This is a genomic window from Kosakonia sp. N21, assembly GCF_050587465.1.
In the GTDB taxonomy this organism is placed as follows: Bacteria; Pseudomonadota; Gammaproteobacteria; order Enterobacterales; family Enterobacteriaceae.
Genome location: NZ_JBOBHR010000006.1, coordinates 105,171 through 125,057 on the forward strand (window position 1 = coordinate 105,171; position 19,887 = coordinate 125,057).

At 55.9% G+C, this 19,887-nt stretch carries 14 protein-coding genes and 2 tRNA genes; 10 read left to right on the forward strand and 6 right to left on the reverse strand.

All coding sequences use genetic code 11. From position 1 onward, the window contains the following. The first annotated feature begins 100 nt into the window (after positions 1 to 100). From ptrA to recD, 3 genes are read left to right on the forward strand one after another with little or no spacing between them, the layout of a single operon-like run. Positions 101 to 2,989, forward strand: coding sequence for a pitrilysin (gene ptrA, locus ACQ3G7_RS15720; protein WP_430890517.1), 2,889 nt, complete (start codon positions 101 to 103; stop codon positions 2,987 to 2,989). After that, positions 2,982 to 6,530, forward strand: coding sequence for an exodeoxyribonuclease V subunit beta (gene recB / locus ACQ3G7_RS15725; protein ID WP_430890518.1), 3,549 nt, complete (start codon positions 2,982 to 2,984; stop codon positions 6,528 to 6,530). The genes ptrA and recB overlap by 8 nt, the downstream gene beginning before the upstream one ends. Next, entirely contained in the window at positions 6,527 to 8,359 is a 1,833-nt protein-coding gene (gene recD, locus ACQ3G7_RS15730) for an exodeoxyribonuclease V subunit alpha (protein WP_430890519.1), read from the forward strand. Before recB ends, recD begins: the two co-directional genes overlap by 4 nt. A 27-nt stretch (positions 8,360 to 8,386) precedes the next feature. Here recD and argA read toward each other — a convergent pair whose 3' ends face one another. Further along, positions 8,387 to 9,718, reverse strand: a complete 1,332-nt coding sequence (gene argA / locus ACQ3G7_RS15735) for an amino-acid N-acetyltransferase (RefSeq protein ID WP_263099483.1) — start codon at positions 9,716 to 9,718, stop codon at positions 8,387 to 8,389. 225 nt (positions 9,719 to 9,943) lie between these two features. Here argA and amiC point away from each other — a divergent pair, with 225 nt between their 5' ends. After that, positions 9,944 to 11,197 carry an N-acetylmuramoyl-L-alanine amidase AmiC gene (gene amiC / locus ACQ3G7_RS15740; protein WP_263099484.1) on the forward strand — a complete coding sequence of 418 codons (1,254 nt, stop codon included), beginning with the start codon at positions 9,944 to 9,946 and terminating at the stop codon, positions 11,195 to 11,197. A 111-nt stretch (positions 11,198 to 11,308) separates the two neighbouring features. Here the strand turns inward: amiC and ACQ3G7_RS15745 are convergent. Both ACQ3G7_RS15745 and ACQ3G7_RS15750 read right to left on the reverse strand, forming a co-directional pair. Beyond that, positions 11,309 to 11,385 (reverse strand) — tRNA-Met (locus ACQ3G7_RS15745). Between the two features lie 50 nt (positions 11,386 to 11,435). Beyond that, positions 11,436 to 11,512: transfer RNA gene (locus tag ACQ3G7_RS15750), tRNA-Met, on the reverse strand. 207 nt (positions 11,513 to 11,719) lie between these two features. Between ACQ3G7_RS15750 and mltA the strand changes: the two genes are divergently transcribed. After that, on the forward strand, positions 11,720 to 12,817 hold the full coding sequence (mltA, locus tag ACQ3G7_RS15755; protein ID WP_263099485.1) for a murein transglycosylase A: 1,098 nt from the start codon (positions 11,720 to 11,722) through the stop codon (positions 12,815 to 12,817). 74 nt (positions 12,818 to 12,891) lie between these two features. Continuing rightward, a complete protein-coding gene (tcdA, locus tag ACQ3G7_RS15760; protein WP_430890520.1) occupies positions 12,892 to 13,704 on the forward strand; it encodes a tRNA cyclic N6-threonylcarbamoyladenosine(37) synthase TcdA in 813 nt (270 codons plus the stop codon). Here tcdA and csdE read toward each other — a convergent pair. Next, positions 13,689 to 14,138 (reverse strand): cysteine desulfurase sulfur acceptor subunit CsdE, encoded by a 450-nt coding sequence (csdE, locus tag ACQ3G7_RS15765; RefSeq protein ID WP_430890521.1) that lies wholly within the window; start codon positions 14,136 to 14,138, stop codon positions 13,689 to 13,691. The two genes, tcdA and csdE, sit on opposite strands and share 16 nt — an antisense overlap. Continuing rightward, positions 14,138 to 15,343: a cysteine desulfurase CsdA gene (csdA, locus tag ACQ3G7_RS15770; protein ID WP_430890522.1), complete on the reverse strand. Its 1,206-nt coding sequence runs from the start codon at positions 15,341 to 15,343 to the stop codon at positions 14,138 to 14,140. Before csdA ends, csdE begins: the two co-directional genes overlap by 1 nt. Positions 15,344 to 15,535: 192 nt before the next feature. On the opposite strand from csdA, the gene ACQ3G7_RS15775 reads away from it, so the two are divergent. The 4 genes from ACQ3G7_RS15775 to rlmM all read left to right on the forward strand — a co-directional run bounded on the left by ACQ3G7_RS15775 (position 15,536) and on the right by rlmM (position 18,558). Continuing rightward, positions 15,536 to 15,766 carry a YgdI/YgdR family lipoprotein gene (locus tag ACQ3G7_RS15775; protein WP_061493343.1) on the forward strand — a complete coding sequence of 77 codons (231 nt, stop codon included), beginning with the start codon at positions 15,536 to 15,538 and terminating at the stop codon, positions 15,764 to 15,766. A gap of 349 nt (positions 15,767 to 16,115) precedes the next feature. Then, positions 16,116 to 17,030, forward strand: coding sequence for a glycine cleavage system transcriptional regulator GcvA (gcvA, locus tag ACQ3G7_RS15780; protein WP_263099489.1), 915 nt, complete (start codon positions 16,116 to 16,118; stop codon positions 17,028 to 17,030). A gap of 39 nt (positions 17,031 to 17,069) precedes the next feature. After that, complete coding sequence (locus tag ACQ3G7_RS15785) at positions 17,070 to 17,465, forward strand: DUF423 domain-containing protein (protein WP_263099490.1); 396 nt, start codon at positions 17,070 to 17,072, stop codon at positions 17,463 to 17,465. Then, entirely contained in the window at positions 17,458 to 18,558 is a 1,101-nt protein-coding gene (gene rlmM / locus ACQ3G7_RS15790; protein WP_430890523.1) for a 23S rRNA (cytidine(2498)-2'-O)-methyltransferase RlmM, read from the forward strand. The genes ACQ3G7_RS15785 and rlmM overlap by 8 nt, the downstream gene beginning before the upstream one ends. Before the next feature lie 73 nt (positions 18,559 to 18,631). Here rlmM and ACQ3G7_RS15795 read toward each other — a convergent pair whose 3' ends face one another. Further along, complete coding sequence (locus ACQ3G7_RS15795) at positions 18,632 to 19,672, reverse strand: aminopeptidase (RefSeq protein WP_430890524.1); 1,041 nt, start codon at positions 19,670 to 19,672, stop codon at positions 18,632 to 18,634. Between the last annotated feature and the right edge of the window lie 215 nt (positions 19,673 to 19,887).

The window sequence follows — 19,887 nt, forward strand, 5'->3', positions numbered from 1 at the left end:
GACTGATATAACAAGAGTGTTGGCGCAGTCAGCACATGTTTTACCCGGCGATATCCGCAGTTACGGGTATCTCCGGGATCGTTAATGATGAGGTTCGTGAATGCCCCGCAGCACCTGGTTAAAAGCTTTCGTACTGTTTTTTGCCCTCTGGGCGCCATTCAGTCAGGCAGATAACGGTTGGCAACCTGTTCAGGAAACTATCCGTAAGAGCGATAAAGATACCCGCCAGTATCAGGCCATTCGCCTTGATAACGGCATGGTCGTGTTGTTGGTGTCCGATCCTCAGGCGGTGAAGTCGCTCTCTGCGCTGGTTGTGCCGGTGGGGTCGTTGGAAGATCCCGATACGCATCCCGGTCTTGCTCACTATCTTGAGCATATGACGCTGATGGGGTCGAAAAAATACCCGCAGCCGGACAGTCTCGCCGAATTCCTCAAATTGCATGGCGGCAGTCATAACGCCAGTACGGCGCCTTATCGCACGGCGTACTACCTGGAAGTGGAGAATAACGCGCTGGAAGGTGCCGTTGACCGCCTGGCGGATGCCATTGCCGCCCCGATGCTGGATAAAAAATACGCGGAGCGCGAGCGTAATGCGGTGAATGCCGAACTGACGATGGCGCGTACCCGCGACGGGATGCGGATGGCGCAGGTGAGCGCAGAAACCATCAACCCGGCCCACCCGGGCGCCCGCTTCTCCGGCGGCAACCTTGAAACCCTCAGTGACAAACCCGGCAGCCCCGTACATGATGCGCTGCTGGCGTTTCGCGATAAATACTACTCCGCCAACCTGATGAAGGCGGTGATCTACAGTAATCGTCCGCTGGCGGATCTGGCGAAGATCGCCGTAGAAACCTACGGTCGCGTGCCGAATAAAAATATCAGCAAGCCGGAGATTACCACTCCGGTGGTGACCGATGCGCAAAAAGGCATCATCATCCATTATGTTCCGGCGGTGCCGCGCAAAGTTGTGCGCGTTGAGTTCCGTATTGATAACAACACAGCTGCGTTTCGCAGCAAAACGGATGAACTGATCACCTACCTGATTGGCAACCGCAGCCTGGGTACGCTCTCTGACTGGTTGCAGAGCCAGGGCCTGGTGGAAGGCATTCGCGGTGATTCCGACCCGGTAGTCAACGGTAACAGCGGCGTGCTGGCGATTTCCGCCACGCTCACCGATAAAGGCCAGGCAAACCGCGATCAGGTGGTCGCGGCGATCTTCAGTTATTTACAACTGCTGCGTGAAAAAGGCGTGGATAAGCGTTATTTCGACGAGCTGTCCCATATTCTGGATCTCGATTTCCGCTATCCGTCTATTACCCGCGATATGGATTATGTCGAGTGGCTGGCGGACACCATGATCCGTGTCCCGGTCGCGCACACCCTTGATTCAGTGAATATCGCCGACCAGTTCGATGCGAAAGCGGTGCAGGCCCGTCTTGATGAAATGACGCCGCAAAACGCCCGTATCTGGTACATCAGTCCGGACGAACCCCATGATAAAACCGCCTACTTCGTTGAAGCACCGTATCAGGTGGATAAAATCACCCCGCAAACCTTCGCTGACTGGCAGCAGCGTGCAAGCGCGATTGCGTTGAAATTTCCGGAGCTGAACCCTTATATTCCCGATGACTTCTCGCTGATCAAACCTGAGAAGCAGTCTGCGCATCCGGAACTGATCGTTGATGAGCCCACGTTACGCGTGGTGTACATGCCAAGCCGTTATTTCGCCAGCGAGCCGAAGGCCGATGTCAGCGTCGTGCTGCGCAACCCGCAAGCGATGGATAGTGCGAAAAATCAGGTGCTGTTTGCGCTCAATGACTACCTGGCCGGGCTGGCTCTCGATCAGCTAAGTAATCAGGCGGCGGTCGGCGGTATCAGTTTCTCCACCAATGCTAACAATGGGTTGATGCTGAATGCCAATGGCTACACGCAACGTTTACCTCAGCTCTTCCAGGCGCTGTTAGCGGGTTATTTCAGCTATACGCCGACTGAAGAACAACTGGCGCAGGCGAAATCCTGGTACACGCAGATGATGGATTCGGCAGAGAAGGGCAAAGCATTCGATCTGGCGATTATGCCGGTGCAGATGCTATCGCAGGTGCCCTATTTTCAGCGTGAAACGCGTCGTGAACTGCTGCCTTCCATTACCCTGAAGGACATTCTGAACTACCGCGAAACGTTAAAAACGAACGCACGTCCGGAGTTCCTGGTCATCGGTAATCTCGGCGAGCAGCAGGCAAAAGATCTGGCGCATAACGTGCAGAAACAGCTCGGCGCAAAAGGCACGGAATGGTGTCGCAACAAAGATGTGCTGGTTGATAAACAGCAGAATGTGAGCTTTGAAAAAGCGGGTAACAGCACAGACTCCGCACTCGCGGCTGTATTTGTTCCTCCAGGATTCGATGAATACAGCAGCTCTGCATACAGCACGATGTTAGGGCAGATTGTCCAGCCGTGGTTCTATAACCAACTGCGTACTGAAGAACAACTGGGTTATGCGGTTTTCGCCTTCCCGATGAGTGTTGGCCGCCAGTGGGGAATGGGTTTCCTGCTGCAAAGCAATGGCAAACAACCCGCGTATCTCTGGGATCGCTATAAGGCGTTCTTCCCGACGGCGGAAACGCGGCTGCGCGCCATGAAGCCGGAAGAGTTCGCTCAAATTCAGCAGGGTGTGATTGCGCAAATTGAGCAAGCGCCGCAGACGTTAGGTGAAGAGGCTTCCAAACTGAGCAAAGATTTCGACCGCGGCAATATGCGTTTCGATTCACGTGATAAAGTAGTGGCTCAGATAAAACAGCTGACGCCGCAAAAACTTGCCGACTTCTTCCATCAGGCGGTGGTCGAGCCGCAAGGTATGGCGATTTTGTCGCAGATCTCCGGTAGCCAGAGTGGAAAAGCCGAATATGCCCGACCACAGGGCTGGAAGGTCTGGGATAGCGTCAGCGCGTTGCAGCAATCCTTACCCATGATGGTCGAGAAAGATGAATGAAGCCACCGCTGAGCCCCTTGATCCCCTGCGCTTGCCGCTTACTGGCGAGCGCCTGATTGAAGCCTCGGCAGGGACCGGTAAAACCTTCACCATCGCCGCGCTTTACCTGCGGCTGTTATTAGGACTGGGCGGCAATGCCGCCTTCCCGCGCCCGCTTAGCGTTGAAGAACTGCTGGTGGTGACGTTCACCGAGGCGGCCACAGAAGAGCTGCGTGGCCGCATTCGCAGCAATATTCACGAGCTGCGTATAGCCTGCCTGCGTGAATCCACCGATAACCCTCTGTATGCCCGCTTGCTGGATGAGATTGACGATAAACAGCAGGCGGCGCACTGGCTGCTGCTGGCTGAACGCCAGATGGATGAAGCGGCTGTCTTCACCATTCACGGTTTTTGCCAGCGGATGCTGAGCCTGAACGCCTTTGAATCCGGCATGTTATTTGAGCAGCAACTGGTGGAAGACGAGTCACTGCTGCGCTATCAGGCCTGCGCGGATTTCTGGCGACGTCATTGCTACCCGTTGCCGCGCGACATTGCCCAGGCAATCCACGCCGTCTGGCAAGGCCCTCAGGAGCTGCTGAAATCGATTGATCGCTATCTGCAAGGCGAAGCACCGCAAATCAAAGTGCCGCCAGCAGCCAATGAAACGCTGGCCTCTCGCCATCAGAAAATCATTGCGCAAATCGACGCCGTAAAGCGCCAGTGGAATGCCGCGTTGGATGAGCTGGAGCCGTTGCTCGAAAACTCCGGCATCGACAGGCGTAAGTTCAACCGCGGCAACCAGGCGAAGTGGATAGAGAAAATCACCGCCTGGGCGCAGGAAGAGACAACAAGTTATCTGTTACCGGACGCACTGGAAAAGTTTGCCCAGTCGTTTCTGGTTCAGCGCACCAAAGCCGGCGGCGTGGTGCCGGAGCATGTCCTGTTTGTCGCCATCGACGATCTCCTGGCGCAGCCTCTGACGCTTAACGATTTGGTGCTGACCTCCGCCATGCGTGAAATTCGTGAAACGGTAGCCAAAGAGAAGCGTCGCCGCGGCGAGCTGGGTTTTGACGATATGCTGAGTCGGCTGGATGGCGCGCTGCAAAGCCCGAATGGCGAAGCGCTGGCCGCTGCTATTCGCAACCGCTTCCCGGTGGCGATGATTGATGAATTTCAGGATACCGACCCGCAACAGTATCGTATTTTCAGCCGTATCTGGCTGGGGCAACCGGCGTGCGGCTTGCTGCTAATTGGCGACCCGAAACAGGCAATTTATGCGTTTCGCGGGGCGGATATTTTTACCTATATGAAGGCGCGGGACGAAGTGAGCGCCCGCTATACGCTGGATACCAACTGGCGCTCGGCGCCGGGGATGGTAGCCAGCGTTAACCGGCTGTTCAGCCAGATGGATGACGCCTTTATGTTCCGGCAGATCCCCTTTTTGCCGGTCAAATCCGCGGCTAAAAATGATGCGCTGCGTTTTGCGTTTCGGGGCGAAACGCAGCCCGCCATGAAGCTGTGGCTGATGGAGGGCGACGGCGTTGGTGTGGGGGATTACCAGAGCTTTATGGCGCAACTGTGCGCAACGCAGATCCGTGACTGGCTAAGCGCCGGGCAGCAGGGCGAGGCGCTGTTGCTGCAGGGGGAAAAAGCCCGTCCGGTCAAAGCATCGGATATTACAGTGCTGGTGCGCAGCCGCCACGAAGCGTCATTGATCCGCGATGCGCTAACGCTGCTGAATATTCCTTCGGTGTATCTGTCCAACCGCGACAGCGTGTTTGAAACGCCTGAAGCACAGGAGTTGTTGTGGTTGTTGCAGGCGGTGCTGGCGCCGGAGCGTGAAAATACGCTGCGCAGCGCGCTGGCGACCTCAATGCTGGGACTGACGGCGCAGGATATTGAAGCGCTGAATCTCGACGAGCTGGCGTGGGATGCGGTGGTGGAAGAGTTTTCCCGCTACCGTGAGCTGTGGCAAAAACGGGGTGTCATGCCGATGCTGCGCACCCTGATGAGCGCACGCCATGTCGCGGAAAACTTACTGGCGACGCCCGGCGGCGAGCGCCGTTTGACCGACATTTTGCACATTAGCGAGCTGCTACAGGAAGCGGGAACGCAACTGGAGAGTGAGCACGCGCTTACGCGCTGGTTAACGCAACGCATTGCCGAGCCAAACACCAACGCCGCCAGCGAGCAGCTCCGTCTGGAGAGCGATAAACATCTGGTGCAAATCGTCACGATCCATAAATCGAAAGGTCTGGAGTATCCCCTGGTATGGCTGCCGTTTATTGCGAATTTCCGCGTGCAGGATCAAGGGTTCTATCACGATCGCGACGCTTTCCAGGCCGTGCTTGACCTTAGCCATGCTGATGACAGCGTTGCGCTGGCGGAGGAGGAACGGCTGGCGGAAGATTTGCGTTTACTGTATGTCGCACTGACGCGTTCCATATGGCATTGCAGCCTTGGCATTGCGCCGCTGTTCCGTCGCCGTGGCGAGAAAACCGGGGCGTCGGATTTTCACTTAAGCGCGCTTGGCCGGTTATTGCAAAAAGGCGAGGCGCTGGATGCTACCGCGCTGCAAAGTGCATTGCAGCAACTGTGCGATGACGACATCGCCGTCTGTGTGCCGCAAACGCCGGACGGTGAACCCTGGCAGATGCCGCAGGCGCAACCACCTGCGTTGAGTGCGCGTGACGTGCAGCGGCGCATTGCCGATGACTGGCGCGTAACCAGCTACTCCGGGCTACAGCAGCGTGCTCACGGCATCGCTCTGGATTTACTGCCGCGTCTGGATATGGATGCCGCCGGAGAGCGCGAGCTGCAAGCTGAGCCGATGCTCACGCCGCACCAGTTTCCTCGTGGCGCATCGCCCGGGACGTTTTTACACAGCCTGTTTGAAGAGATGGATTTCACCCAACCGGTTTCTGCGCCGTGGGTAACGGAAAAACTGCTTACGGGCGGCTATGAAGAGCACTGGCAACCGGTATTCAGCGACTGGCTGGAGACGGTATTGTGCGCACCGCTGGCACAGTCCGGCGTGTGTCTGCGCCAGTTGAGCGGCAAAGATAAACAGGTGGAGATGGAATTTTATCTCCCCATCAGCGAGACATTGACCGCGCCTGCGCTTGATGCGCTGATTCGCCGCTACGACCCGCTATCGGCAGGCTGCCCGCCGCTTGATTTTCGCGATGTCCGCGGCATGCTGAAAGGCTTTATCGACCTGGTGTTTCGCCATAACGGGCGCTATTACCTGCTGGATTACAAATCTAACTGGCTGGGTGAGAGCGCGGAGGCCTACTCGCAAGACGCGATGGCAGCGGCGATGCAATCGCATCGCTACGATTTGCAATACCAGCTCTATACGCTCGCGCTGCACCGTTATTTGCGCCATCGCATTGCCGGGTATGACTATGAACGCCATTTCGGCGGCGTGATCTATCTCTTTTTACGCGGCGTGGAAGCGCAAAGCCCGCAGCAGGGTATTTTTGCTACCCGACCTGATGGCGCGCTGATTGCGCAAATGGATGCGTTATTTGCCGGGCAGGTGCAGGAGATGACGCCATGAGCATGACGACCCTATTACGTGAAGCGGCGCAGCAGAAGTTGCTGCGGCCGCTGGACGTCCAGTTTGCCCTTACTGTGACCACCGAAGATGAGCCCGCCGTGATGCTGGCGGCTGCGTTGCTCAGTCATGAAGCGGGGGAAGGGCATGTCTGCCTACCGCTGGCGCGTCTTACGCCTGAGTCGTTCGCTCACCCCTCTACACTACTGGCGCAATTGTTCGAATGTGCCGGGCAACCGGATGACTGGCAGGCAACGTTGTTGGCATCGCCTGCGGTCAGCGAGGGGGATGCCGCCACGCCGCTGATCCTGACCGACGAGCGCCTTTACCTTAACCGGATGTGGTGCAACGAACGGCAGGTCGCCGCCTTCTTTGCACAAGAGAACACGCCGCTGGCGGTTGATGAGACGCGCCTGACGCAGGCACTTGCGTCGCTTTTTCCGGCAAGCCATGACGTCAACTGGCAGAAAGTGGCCGCCGCCGTGGCATTAACCCGGCGGATTTCGGTGATTTCCGGGGGGCCAGGAACCGGCAAAACCACCACCGTGGCGAAACTGCTGGCTGCGTTGGTGCAGATGGTTGAAGGCGACAAGTGCCGTATCCGCCTCGCAGCACCCACCGGTAAAGCTGCTGCGCGATTAACCGAGTCGCTGGGTAATGCCCTGCGCCAGCTGGCGTTGAATGAGCAACAAAAAGCGATGCTGCCCGATGAGGCCAGCACGCTGCACCGATTATTGGGGGCGCAGCCGGGCAGCCAGCGCTTGCGCCATCATGCAGGTAACCCGCTACATCTGGATGTGCTGGTCGTTGACGAAGCCTCAATGATCGATTTGCCGATGATGTCGCGGTTGATTGACGCGCTACCGCCGCATGCCCGGGTGATTTTCCTTGGCGATCGCGATCAACTGGCGTCGGTGGAAGCTGGTGCTGTGCTGGGGGATATCTGCGCGTGGGTTAACGCCGGTTACACGGCGGAACGCGCGGCTCAATTGACGCGCCTGACCGGCTGCGAGGTACCGGCGGGAGACGGGCGTGCTGCCAGCGCACTGCGCGACAGCTTGTGTCTGCTGCAAAAAAGCTATCGCTTCGGCAGCGATTCCGGCATCGGTCAGCTTGCTGCGGCGGTAAACCGGGGGGATAAATCGGCCACCCGGGCCGTATTCGGGCAGGGGTTTAGTGATATTGAGCATAAGCCGTTACACACCACGGAAGAGTATCAGCAGATGCTGGATGATGCCCTTGCCGGTTACGCCCGTTATCTCTCACTGGTACACAGCAATGCGGCTCCCGCAGAGGTGATCGCGGCGTTTGGCGAATACCAGTTGCTGTGTGCATTGCGGGACGGACCGTTCGGCGTAAGCGGCTTGAATGAGCGACTTGAGCAGGCGCTGTCACGCCAGCGGCAGATTACGCGCTCGCCGCACTCCCGCTGGTATCACGGGCGACCGGTAATGATCGCGCGTAATGACTCATCGCTGGGGCTGTTTAACGGCGACATCGGCATTGCGCTCGATCAGAGGCAGGGGATCCGCGTCTGGTTTCCGCTGCCGGATGGCACCATCAAATCGGTGCAGCCGGGGCGTTTACCGGATCACGACACCGCCTGGGCGATGACCGTGCATAAGTCGCAGGGATCGGAATTCGATCACGCCGCGCTGATCCTGCCGCAGCAGATCGTACCGGTAGTGACGCGTGAGCTGGTCTATACCGCGATTACCCGCGCGCGCAGGCGCTTATCGCTGTATGCGGACGAGCGTGTGCTGATGCAGGCCATCACCACCCGTACGGAGCGGCGCAGCGGTCTGGAGGCGTTATTTCATCGGCTTATGTAACCCCCCGCAGAACGCGGGGGGAGAGGATCAGGTGAGATCCGCCATCAGCACTTTGGAGCGGCGCTGATAGTTGTACATCTGCTTTTTACTTTCCGGCAGGGAGTCGATATCCACGGGCGTAAACCCGCGCTCCTGGAACCAGTGAATGCTGCGGGTGGTCAGGACAAACAGTTTCGCCAGCCCCAGCTGTTTCGCCTGTGCCGCCACACGCTCGAGTAGCATCTCGCCGCGTGAAGAGCTGCGGTAGTCTGGATGCACCGCCACACAGGCCATTTCACCAATCTTCTCTTCCGGGAACGGGTAGAGCGCTGCACAGGCGATGGTCAGGTTATCGCGCTCGATAATGGTGAACTTGTCGATCTCCATTTCCAGCTGTTCGCGGGAGCGGCGCACCAGAATGCCCTGCTGCTCCAGCGGACGGATCAGCTCGAGAATACCGCCAATGTCGTTAATGGTCGCACGACGGATCTGCTCGGCGCTCTCCATCACAATCTGCGTACCAATCCCGTCGCGCGAGAAGAGTTCCTGTAACAGAGTGCCATCTTCCTGATAGCTGATTAAGTGGCTACGGCGCACGCCGCTACGGCAGGCTTTCACCGCACCGCGCAGGAAACGTACGGTGCCGGAGTAGTAATCTCCACGCTCTTCCAGCACGTCCACGCGCGCCTGGGCTTCGTTAGGGAACAGCTCAGAGACGATTTCGCCGTCGTCGTTCATCACACCCTGCGAGGAGCAAAAACCGATCATTTTTTCCGCTTTCAGTTTGATCGCGAGCTGAGTGGCGATCTCTTCGGAAGTCAGGTTAAAGCTTTCGCCGGTAACGGACACGGCAACCGGGCCCATCAGAACAATCGCGCCGCTATCGAGCTGGCGATGGATCGCTTCTTCATCAATGCGGCGAATACGTCCGCTGTGGCAGTAATCAACGCCATCATCCACGCCCAGCGGCTGCGCAATAATAAAGTTGCCGCTCACCACATTTATATGCGCGCCCTGCAACGGTGTGTTGTTGAGGCTCATAGAAAGGCGTGCGGTGATATCCAGTTGCAACAGGCCTGCTGCCTGCTTCACCAGTTCCAGCGTTTTGGCGTCGGTAACACGGGTATTTTTATGGTAAATCGGTTCATGATGATGTTCAGCAAGATTCGCGTCGATTTGCGGACGCGCACCGTAGACCACCACCAGCCGGATACCCAGGCTGTGCAGCAGACCGATGTCATTGACAATACTGGAAAAGTTTTCATGCTCAATGGCTTCACCGCCAAGCATAATGACAAACGTTTTTCCCCGATGAGCATTAATATAGGGAACTGAATGGCGAAATCCCTGTACCAGTTCGGTTCTACGTTCCTTTACCACGGCCTACCCTCACTGCATGATTATTCGTAATTTGTGTATTTTTATTCTTTTCTGGCACCGTACGCAAGTGCAAAATTTTTCAGCAAACAATAAACCTGCGCCGAGAAAGCCATTAGCCAGACATATGTTTACCCTTTAATAGATGACAGTTTATGCGTCATTCGTTAAAGTTTTCGGTCAATTCTGACGTTCATTACTATTTCAGTTTAATTGCTCGGGAGAAGCATGTCGGGAAGTCAATCAGCGCTGAGCCGCCGCAGATTATTAAAAGGGGCGGGGGCCATGTGGTTATTAAGCGTGAGCCAGGTCGGTCTGGCCGCAGTCAGCCAGGTGGTGGCGGTCCGCGTGTGGCCCGCCTCAACCTACACACGCGTGACGGTGGAGTCTAACCAGGTCATTAAATATAAGCAGTTTGCGCTGAGTAATCCTGACCGGCTGGTGGTGGATCTCGAAGGCGTGCATCTTAATTCCGTGCTGAAAGGCATGGGCGCGCAAATTCGCGGTGACGATCCTTATATTAAATCGGCTCGCGTGGGTCAGTTCGATCCGCAAACGGTGCGGATGGTGTTTGAACTGAAACAAAACATCACTCCGCAGCTGTTTGCGCTGGCGCCGGTTGCCGGATTTAAAGAGCGCCTGGTGATGGACCTTTATCCGGCGAATGCGAAAGATGTGCAGGATCCGCTGCTGGCTTTGCTGGAAGAGTACAACAAAGGCGATCTCGATAACCAGGTGCCGCCAGCCGAAAGCGGCCCGCAGCCGGGTAAAGCCGGGCGCGATCGACCGATTGTGATCATGCTCGATCCTGGGCACGGCGGTGAAGATCCGGGGGCGACGGGCAAATATCACACCCGCGAAAAAGACGTGGTGCTGCAAATTGCTCGCCGTCTGCATGCGCTGATCGAAAAAGAAAGCAATATGAAGGCCTACATGACGCGCAACGAGGATGTGTTTATCCCGTTGAAGGTGCGTGTTGCTAAAGCGCAGAAACAGCGCGCGGACCTGTTTGTTTCGATTCATGCAGACGCATTCAGTAGCCGCCAGCCCAGCGGGTCGTCGGTGTTTGCGCTCTCCACCAAAGGGGCAACCAGTACCGCCGCGAAATACCTCGCCGATACGCAAAACGCGGCTGACCTGATAGGCGGCGTCAGTAAGAGCGGCGACCGCTATCTGGACCACACCATGTTTGATATGGTGCAGTCACTGACCATTAACGACAGCCTGAAGTTTGGCAAAGCGGTGCTTAACCGTCTTGGTTCGGTCAACAACCTGCATAAGAACCAGGTGGAACAGGCGGGCTTTGCGGTGTTGAAAGCGCCGGACATTCCGTCGATTCTGGTCGAAACCGCGTTTATCAGTAACGTGGAAGAGGAGCGTAAGCTCAAGACCGCCAAGTTCCAGCAGGAAGTGGCAGAGTCGATTCTTGCGGGGATTAAAGCCTATTTCGCGGATGGCGCGACGCTGGCGCGAAGGGGATAACAGAATGGCGCTGAAAAGCGCCATTTTCTTTTTACACGCTTCTGGTTTTACACAGGTTTCTTTTTACAAACCGCAGAAACAAAAAAACACCCGTTAAGGTGTTTATTGTGTTGGTTGCGGGGGCCGGATTTGAACCGACGACCTTCGGGTTATGAGCCCGACGAGCTACCAGGCTGCTCCACCCCGCGTCCGTCTGTTTACACTTCCATCATGTAAACTTTTTTCTTCACATTTTAATTGGTTGCGGGGGCCGGATTTGAACCGACGACCTTCGGGTTATGAGCCCGACGAGCTACCAGGCTGCTCCACCCCGCGTCCGTGGATGCGCACTATACGCTGCAAACTTTTTGATGCAACCTTTTTTTTGCCCCAATGCGTAATTAGCTGAGATTATGTGTAAAAACAGTACAATTAGTTTGTTTTTTGAACGAAATTTGTGTTGGGTTGCGCTGGCGCATTTCATTAGCGAGTGGGGTTTGTTATCTTCACCTCGCTCCGGGTTAATTCAGAAGATGAGAGAGAATGAAAGGACGTTGGGTTAAGTACGCACTCACGGGAGCGATGGTTGCTATCCTCGCAGCCTGTACTTCTAAACCGACCGATCGCGGTCAACAGTATAAAGACGGGAAATTTTCCCAGCCGTTTTCCCTGGTCAACCAGCCTGACGCCGTAGGCGCGCCAATCAATGCCGGTGATTTCTCTGAGCAGGTGAGCCAGATCCGCAGCGCCTCGCCGCGCCTCTATAGCAGCCAAAGCAACATTTATAACGCTATCCAGGAGTGGCTACGAGCCGGGGGCGATACGCGCGCGTTGCGTCAGTACGGCCTCGATGCCTGGCAGATGGAAGGCACAGATAATTACGGCAACGTGCAGTTCACCGGTTATTACACCCCTGTGATACAGGCGCGCCACACCCGCCAGGGCGAATTCCAGTACCCTATCTATCGTATGCCGTCCAAACGCGGCCGGTTACCGTCCCGTGCCGAAATCTATGCCGGTGCGCTGAGCGACAGCTATGTGCTGGCCTACAGCAACTCGCTGATGGACAACTTCATTATGGATGTGCAGGGCAGCGGCTATATTGATTTTGGCGACGGCAGCCCGCTTAACTTCTTCAGCTATGGCGGGAAAAACGGCCATGCTTACCGCAGTATCGGTAAGGTGCTGATCGATCGCGGTGAAGTGAAGAAAGAAGATATGTCGATGCAGGCCATCCGGGAATGGGGTGAGAAGCACAGCGAATCAGAGGTGCGTGCGTTGCTGGAAGAGAACGCCTCATTCGTGTTCTTTAAGCCGCAGTCCTGGGCGCCGGTAAAAGGTGCCAGTGCGGTACCGCTGGTTGGGCGCGCCTCTGTGGCTTCCGATCGTAGCGTGATCCCACCGGGTACGACGCTGCTGGCGGAAGTGCCGCAGCTTGATAACAATGGCAAATTTAACGGCCAGTATGAGCTGCGCCTGATGGTCGCGCTGGATGTTGGCGGCGCGATAAAAGGCCAGCACTTTGATATTTACCAGGGGATTGGCCCGGATGCTGGTCACCGCGCCGGATGGTACAACCATTATGGTCGTGTCTGGGTACTGAAAAATGCACCGGGCGCTGGCGGCGTGTTCAGCGGCTGAGTGTGATAAACTCCCCCCTCTCCCGATTCCGGGAGAGGGGAACTCCTGTCTTTATTCTTCATGTCTGAGGTTTTATGTCTGTTGTCATCAGCGACGCCTGGCGCCAGCGCTTTGGCGGTACAGCGCGTTTATACGGTGAAAATGCACTGCAATGGTTTGCCGACGCGCATATTTGTGTGGTGGGCATTGGCGGTGTCGGCTCCTGGGCAGCGGAAGCGCTGGCGAGGACCGGAATCGGTGCGATTACGCTGATTGATATGGACGATGTGTGCGTGACCAATACCAACCGTCAGATCCATGCCTTGCGTGACAACGTGGGCCTGGCGAAAGCGGAAGTGATGGCGGATCGCATCCGGCAGATCAATCCGGAGTGCGTGGTGACGGTCGTTGATGATTTCGTCACTGCCGACAACGTGGCGCAATTGATGGATCAAGGCTTCAGCTACGTGATTGATGCTATCGACAGCGTGCGCCCGAAAGCAGCATTGATCGCCTACTGCCGTCGAAACAAGATCCCGCTGGTCACCACCGGCGGTGCGGGCGGGCAGATCGATCCGACGCAAATCCAGGTAAGCGATCTGGCGAAAACCATTCAGGATCCGCTTGCGGCGAAACTCCGTGAGCGGCTGAAAAGCGACTTTGGTGTGGTAAAAAACAGCAAAGGCAAGCTTGGCGTGGACTGTGTTTTTTCTACCGAGGCGCTGGTCTATCCGCAGGCGGATGGCTCCGTATGCGCGATGAAAAGCACGGCCGAAGGGCCAAAACGTATGGATTGCGCATCCGGTTTTGGCGCTGCGACAATGGTTACCGCAACCTTTGGTTTTGTTGCGGTGTCCCATGCGCTGAAAAAACTGATGGCAAAAGCAGAACGTCAGACCAGCGCCTGACGGGCAGCATCCTGTACGGCGGCAGCCATTGCCGCCAGCCCCTGACTGCGTGAAGCGCTAAGCTGGGCACGCAAACCGAGTTCATCAAATAACGCCAGCGGATCGTGCTCCAGCAGCTCCGCCGGGCGTTTGCCTTCCACGGCGGTCAGTAATACCGCCAGCAGCCCGCGGACGATGCGGCCTTCGCTGTCGCCAAAGAAATGCAGAGCGCCATCCGCAGCGGGCGTTGCTCCCAGCCAGACGCGATTTTCACAACCGGGGATCTCCCGCGCCTGTGCTTTCAGCGCATCTGTTGCCGCAGGCAACTGCTTCCCGAGCAGGATTAACTGCCGGTATTTGTCTTCCCACTGGGTCAGCGTGCCAAAGGCCTGGCGCAGTGTTGCTTCGGTTATCACCGTGCCGAACGGGTGTCCGGCAAAAGCGGGGTTTGTCATTAATCCACCAGTATGTCCAGGGCGCGGTCAACGGCGTTCACCAGCGCATCCACATCGTGTTGCGTATTATAAGGGGCGAAGGATGCCCGCAATGTGCCGTTGACGCCAAGCGCAGCCAGCAGCGGCTGCGCGCAGTGTTGACCGGCGCGCAGTGCAATGCCGTACCCGGCCAGCAACGTCACCATATCGCTGTGATGCACACCGGCAAAGTCGAAGGCCAGCAGACTGGAGTCCTGACAGCGGAAAGAGCGGAACCCGGGGCGCTGCGCCAGTTGCTCTTCTGCAAGGGTCGCCAGCCCGCGACTGTAGCTTTCCGCCTTGGCGATATCTTGCGTCTTCAGCCACTCCAGTGCTGCGCTCAGGCCAATTACCCCGGCGACATTGGGCGTCCCCGCTTCCAGTTTGTAAGGCGCGGGCTGGGTGGTGAAACCGTCAAAGGTCACTTCGGTGATCATCTTGCCGCCGCCGAGCCACGGCGACATGGCATCCAGCAGTTCGGCTTTTCCATACAGCACGCCAATGCCGTTGGGGCCATACAGCTTGTGGCCGGAAAAAGCATAAAAATCGATATCCAGGCTCTGCACATTCGCCGGGAAATGCACCACGCCTTGTGCGCCATCGACCATCACCACCATGCCCGCCGCATGGGCAAGCGTGATGGCTTTTGCGAGATCCGGGCAGCCGCCAGTGACGTTCGACATTTGCCCCAGCGCGAGGATACGGCTGCGTGAGGTGATGCAGTGCGGCAGTTGCGCGATATCCGGCAGATGATCGGCACCCAGCGGCAGTTTCACCACTCGTGCGCCGGTTTGCTGCGCTACCATCAGCCACGGAACCAAATTGGCGTGGTGCTCGGCTTCGCTGACGATGATCTCATCGCCCGGTTGCAGGCGTGGGCGGGCGTAACACTGCGCGACCATATTTATGGATTCGGTTGTCCCGCGCGTCCAGACAATGTTCTTACCGGATGGTGCATTCACCAGTGCAGCGACCTGATCGCGGGCGGCTTCATAGTGGGCTGTTAGCTGCTGCGCTTGCGCGAACTGGCTGCGATGCACATTGCCGGCGCTCAGGCTGTAGAACTGCTGCGTGGCATCGATCACCGCCTGCGGTTTTAAGGCGGTGGCGGCGCTGTCCAGATAGACGCCAGCGTCAGCCAGCGCCGGAAACTGGGCGCGAAATAGCGATGGGTTAAATGCGTTCATGGGGCTCCTCATACTAATAACACGATCGTCGCGCAATTTTTCCGGCGTAGCAAGAACGTTGCGCTCCATCGGAATAGTCTGTTTGTCCTGGCAGGGCCGGAGAAGCAGGTTATGCTGAATAGTGTTAGGTAAATGTTTTGGCCTCTTCCTGAAAGAGGTTTTCACAGCATTAATTGCCAGAAGGAGAAGAACATGAAAAAGACTGCCGCAATTATATCTGCATGTATGTTTGCTTTTACCCTGAGCGCCTGTTCTGGTCCGAATTATGCGTTACACACCAATGATGGACGCACCATCGTCTCGGAAGGGAAACCGAAAACAGATGATCAGACGGGGATGATTTCCTATAAAGACGCGAATGGTAATGAGCAGCAGATTAACCGTTCCGACGTGAAAGAGATGGTCGCTCTGGAGAAAAAATAGGCCGGATTTTGGGTAAAAAAAAGCACCGCAATTTTGCGGTGCTACATTAATCACTATGGACAGACAGGGTAAATGTACAGGAAGTGAAAAGGGGTAGCGTTGCTACCGGGGTCTGAATCGCAGACCAATTGCAAACACAACAACACAACATCACAACCGTAAGCCAAAAGCCCTTCAGAACACGCATTCCAAAAAAAGCTTCTCGTTCCGGCTCAGGAAGTGCCGCCACTATAGGTATTTGCTGGTAGAAGCTCAACGGACAATTTATAATGGCTCAGATAAAAAAAACTAATAGGTTAACCCTTGTTTCCTGTTTGTTAAATTGAGTTTACATCTAAGCCTGATAACCATGTCAAAGCGATTACCACCACTAAATGCATTACGCGTTTTCGATGCCGCTGCACGCCATTTGAGTTTCACTCGCGCTGCTGATGAGCTTTTTGTGACGCAGGCCGCAGTAAGCCACCAAATCAAGTCTCTCGAGGATTTTCTCGGGCTGAAACTCTTCCGCCGACGTAACCGCTCGCTGCTGCTGACCGAAGAGGGGCAGAGTTATTTCCAGGACATCAAAGAGATATTTTCACAGCTCAATGAGGCGACGCGTAAGCTCCAGGCACGCAGCGCCAAAGGTGCTCTGACGGTAAGTTTGTTACCCAGTTTTGCCATTCAATGGCTGGTGCCAAGACTCTCTAGCTTTAACTCAGCTTATCCGGGAATCGATGTGCGTATCCAGGCTGTGGATCGTGAAGAAGATAAACTGGCGGATGATGTCGACGTGGCCATTTTTTACGGTCGCGGTAACTGGCCAGGGCTGCGCGTGGAAAAATTGTACGCCGAATATCTGCTGCCGGTCTGTTCTCCGCTGTTGCTTACCGGCGATAAAGCATTGAAAAAGCCAGAGGATTTGGCGCAGCACACATTATTGCACGACGCTTCCCGTCGCGACTGGCAAACTTATACGCGCCAGTTAGGTCTTAATCTTAACGTCCAGCAAGGGCCGATATTCAGCCACAGCTCGATGGTGCTGCAAGCGGCTATTCACGGACAGGGGATCGCGCTGGCGAATAATGTGATGGCGCAGTCCGAAATTGAGGCAGGCCGGTTGGTTTGTCCTTTTAATGATGTTTTGGTCAGTAAAAATGCGTTTTATCTGGTTTGTCATGACAGTCAGGCAGAACTGGGTAAAATAGCCGCCTTTCGACAGTGGATACTGGCAAAAGCGGCAAACGAACAGGAAAAATTTCGTTTCCGTTACGAACAATAATTCGCGCGCAGCGGCGCGTATGACTTTTAGGGTAACCACATGACCAGCCGTTTTATGCTGATTTTCGCCGCGGTGAGCGGTTTTGTGTATGTCGCGCTGGGAGCATTCGGCGCGCATGTTTTAAGTAAGTCTTTGGGTGTGGTGGAGATGAGCTGGATCCAGACCGGCCTCGACTACCAGGCATTTCATACGCTTGCGGTGCTGGGACTGGCGGTTGCCATGCAGCGCCGTATCAGCATCTGGTTCTACTGGAGTAGCGTTTTCCTGGCATTGGGCACCGTGCTGTTTAGCGGCAGCCTTTATTGCCTGGCGCTCTCCCATTTACGCCTGTGGGTGTTTGTTACGCCAGTCGGTGGTGTTTGCTTTTTAATCGGCTGGGCATTGATGTTTACTGGCGCGATCCGTCTGAAACGTAAGGGCGTTGTTCATGAATAAAGTGGTGTTGCTGTGCCGCCCGGGTTTTGAGAAAGAGTGCGCAGCAGAAATTACCGATAAGGCCGGGCGTCTTGAGGTGTTCGGTTTTGCGCGCGTAAAAGAAAACGCGGGCTATGTTGTGTTTGAATGTTATCAGGAAAGCGATGCAGATAAGCTGGCGCGCGAACTGCCGTTTAACAGCCTGATTTTCGCCCGTCAGATGTTTGTGGTGGGGGAATTACTGAAGGATTTACCGCCGGAAGATCGCATTACGCCGATTGTCGGTATGCTGCAGGGTGTGGTGGATAAAGGCGGCGATCTGCGGGTTGAAGTGGCGGACACCAACGAAAGCAAAGAGCTGATGAAGTTCTGCCGCAAATTCACCGTGCCGCTGCGTTCCGCGTTGCGTGAAGTGGGCGTGCTGGCGCGCAGTGATACGCCAAAACGTCCGGTGGTGCATGTCTTTTTTATTGCCCCTGGCTGCTGCTATACCGGGTATTCCTACTCCTTTAATAACTCGCCGTTCTATATGGGCATCCCGCGCCTGAAGTTCCCGTCCGACGCGCCGAGCCGCTCAACGTTAAAGCTGGAAGAGGCGTTCCACGTCTTTATTCCGGAGGATGAGTGGGACGAGCGCCTGGCCAATGGGATGTATGCCGTCGATCTCGGCGCATGTCCTGGCGGCTGGACCTATCAACTGGTGAAACGCAACATGTGGGTTTACTCAGTGGATAACGGCCCGATGGCGCAAAGTCTAATGGATACCGGCCAGGTGACCTGGCTAAGGGAAGATGGCTTCCGCTATCGCCCCAATCGCAACAACATCTCATGGATGGTGTGCGATATGGTGGAGAAACCGGCGAAAGTCGCTGCGCTGATGGCGCAATGGCTGACAGAAGGCTGGTGTCGCGAAACCATTTTTAACCTTAAACTGCCGATGAAAAAACGCTACGAAGAGGTGTCCAACAACCTGGCGTATATTCAGGCCCAACTGGATGAGCACGGCATCGCTGCGCAGATTCAGGCGCGACAGCTGTACCACGATCGTGAAGAAGTGACGGTGCATGTGCGCCGGATGTGGGCTGCGGTAGGCGGGCGGCGCGACGAGCGTTAATCGCACGACACCAGGCTCTTATTGCCTGAACAGTCAGAAAAAACGCCTGCATCAGCAGGCGTTTTTGTCCGGGTTATTTGCCCGCTTTCGCCAGCTCTTTGACTAACGGCAGCATGATGCGCATAACATCGCGACTGCGGCGTTCTATGCGCCCAGGCAGCGCGCGATCAATGTATTGCTGGTTATCCAGTCGCGCATTGTGATGGCTGACGCCGTCAGGAAAGGTTTTCGATTTTGCGCGTTGCTGCTCACCATCTTTATTGCCCAGCGACCAGTTCGTGGCTTCCACCGACAGCACCGGGATCCCCGCTTTATCAAACACTTCTGCGTCGTTACAGCAACTGGTGCCTTTAGGATAACTGGCGTTAAGCCCCGGGTTGCTCATGGCGAGAATACCCTGCGTGCGGGCAAGGGCCAGCGCACGGTCCCGCGTCAGTTTACGCACTGAGGCCGGGGTGTTTTTACCGCTATTAAAGTAGAGTTTGTCGCCGACGATCAGGTTGTTCAGGTTGATCACCAGCAGGGTGTGTTTCTTCTCGGCTTCGCTCATGCGATCGAGCAGGTTTTGTGCGCCGAGCTTGCCTTCTTCTTCACCGCTGGTGGCGATAAAACGGATGCTGTACTGCGTTGGCACCTGTTTGAGCGCCTGCGCCAGCTCCAGCATGACGCCCAGACTGGCTGCGTTATCATCGATCCCTTGTAAGGTTAAGCCGCCCAGATTGTTATCCACATCGGCGTCGCTGCGCGGCGCGTAGGTGTCGAGATGCGCCATAATGATAATTTGCAGCGGCGATTTGCCTTCATGCGCGGCGATCACCGTACTGCCGGTAACGTTTTGCCAGCTCTGCTGTTTATCTTTCGCCGTGTAGCTGTAACGGGTTTTAAATTTACGGATATTGCTCTCATAACCCATCTGCGCGAACTGCTGCTGCAAATAGTCGGCAGAGAGCATTTCCGCGGGTGTACCGGTCATTCGGCCTGGAAACAGAGTGGCAATATGGCGTGCCTGCTCATTAGCAAACTCACCGGGTTGGGAAGGGCGGGCATGCGCCGGAAGGATAAAGCATACGCCGAGCGCCAGGGCAGCGGTACGGTGGCGCAATGCGGAAAACATAGAGAGTCCTTTATGCAGCAAAAATTTTGACGCGCTTAGTATGAAACTGTGACCGGGTTTACACAATTTCATTTCTTCTTAACCATGCGAAAAGACACGCGTTAAGCACTTTTTGATATTTGCTTTGCACGGGCGTTATTCCTTTGCGGAACTACTCATTCCAATTCGTAATTTCATTCGTTCTAAACCGCCCCCTATAGTCCCTGTATTGCTGG

Coding starts and splice junctions, on each gene's coding strand:
- ptrA (WP_430890517.1), top strand. CDS start 101: ATGCCCCGCAGCACCTGGTTAAAAGCTTTCGTACTGTTTTTTGCCCTC.
- recB (WP_430890518.1), top strand. CDS start 2,982: ATGAATGAAGCCACCGCTGAGCCCCTTGATCCCCTGCGCTTGCCGCTT.
- recD (WP_430890519.1), top strand. CDS start 6,527: ATGAGCATGACGACCCTATTACGTGAAGCGGCGCAGCAGAAGTTGCTG.
- amiC (WP_263099484.1), top strand. CDS start 9,944: ATGTCGGGAAGTCAATCAGCGCTGAGCCGCCGCAGATTATTAAAAGGG.
- mltA (WP_263099485.1), top strand. CDS start 11,720: ATGAAAGGACGTTGGGTTAAGTACGCACTCACGGGAGCGATGGTTGCT.
- tcdA (WP_430890520.1), top strand. CDS start 12,892: ATGTCTGTTGTCATCAGCGACGCCTGGCGCCAGCGCTTTGGCGGTACA.
- csdE (WP_430890521.1), bottom strand. CDS start 14,138: ATGACAAACCCCGCTTTTGCCGGACACCCGTTCGGCACGGTGATAACC.
- csdA (WP_430890522.1), bottom strand. CDS start 15,343: ATGAACGCATTTAACCCATCGCTATTTCGCGCCCAGTTTCCGGCGCTG.
- ACQ3G7_RS15775 (WP_061493343.1), top strand. CDS start 15,536: ATGAAAAAGACTGCCGCAATTATATCTGCATGTATGTTTGCTTTTACC.
- gcvA (WP_263099489.1), top strand. CDS start 16,116: ATGTCAAAGCGATTACCACCACTAAATGCATTACGCGTTTTCGATGCC.
- ACQ3G7_RS15785 (WP_263099490.1), top strand. CDS start 17,070: ATGACCAGCCGTTTTATGCTGATTTTCGCCGCGGTGAGCGGTTTTGTG.
- rlmM (WP_430890523.1), top strand. CDS start 17,458: ATGAATAAAGTGGTGTTGCTGTGCCGCCCGGGTTTTGAGAAAGAGTGC.
- ACQ3G7_RS15795 (WP_430890524.1), bottom strand. CDS start 19,672: ATGTTTTCCGCATTGCGCCACCGTACCGCTGCCCTGGCGCTCGGCGTA.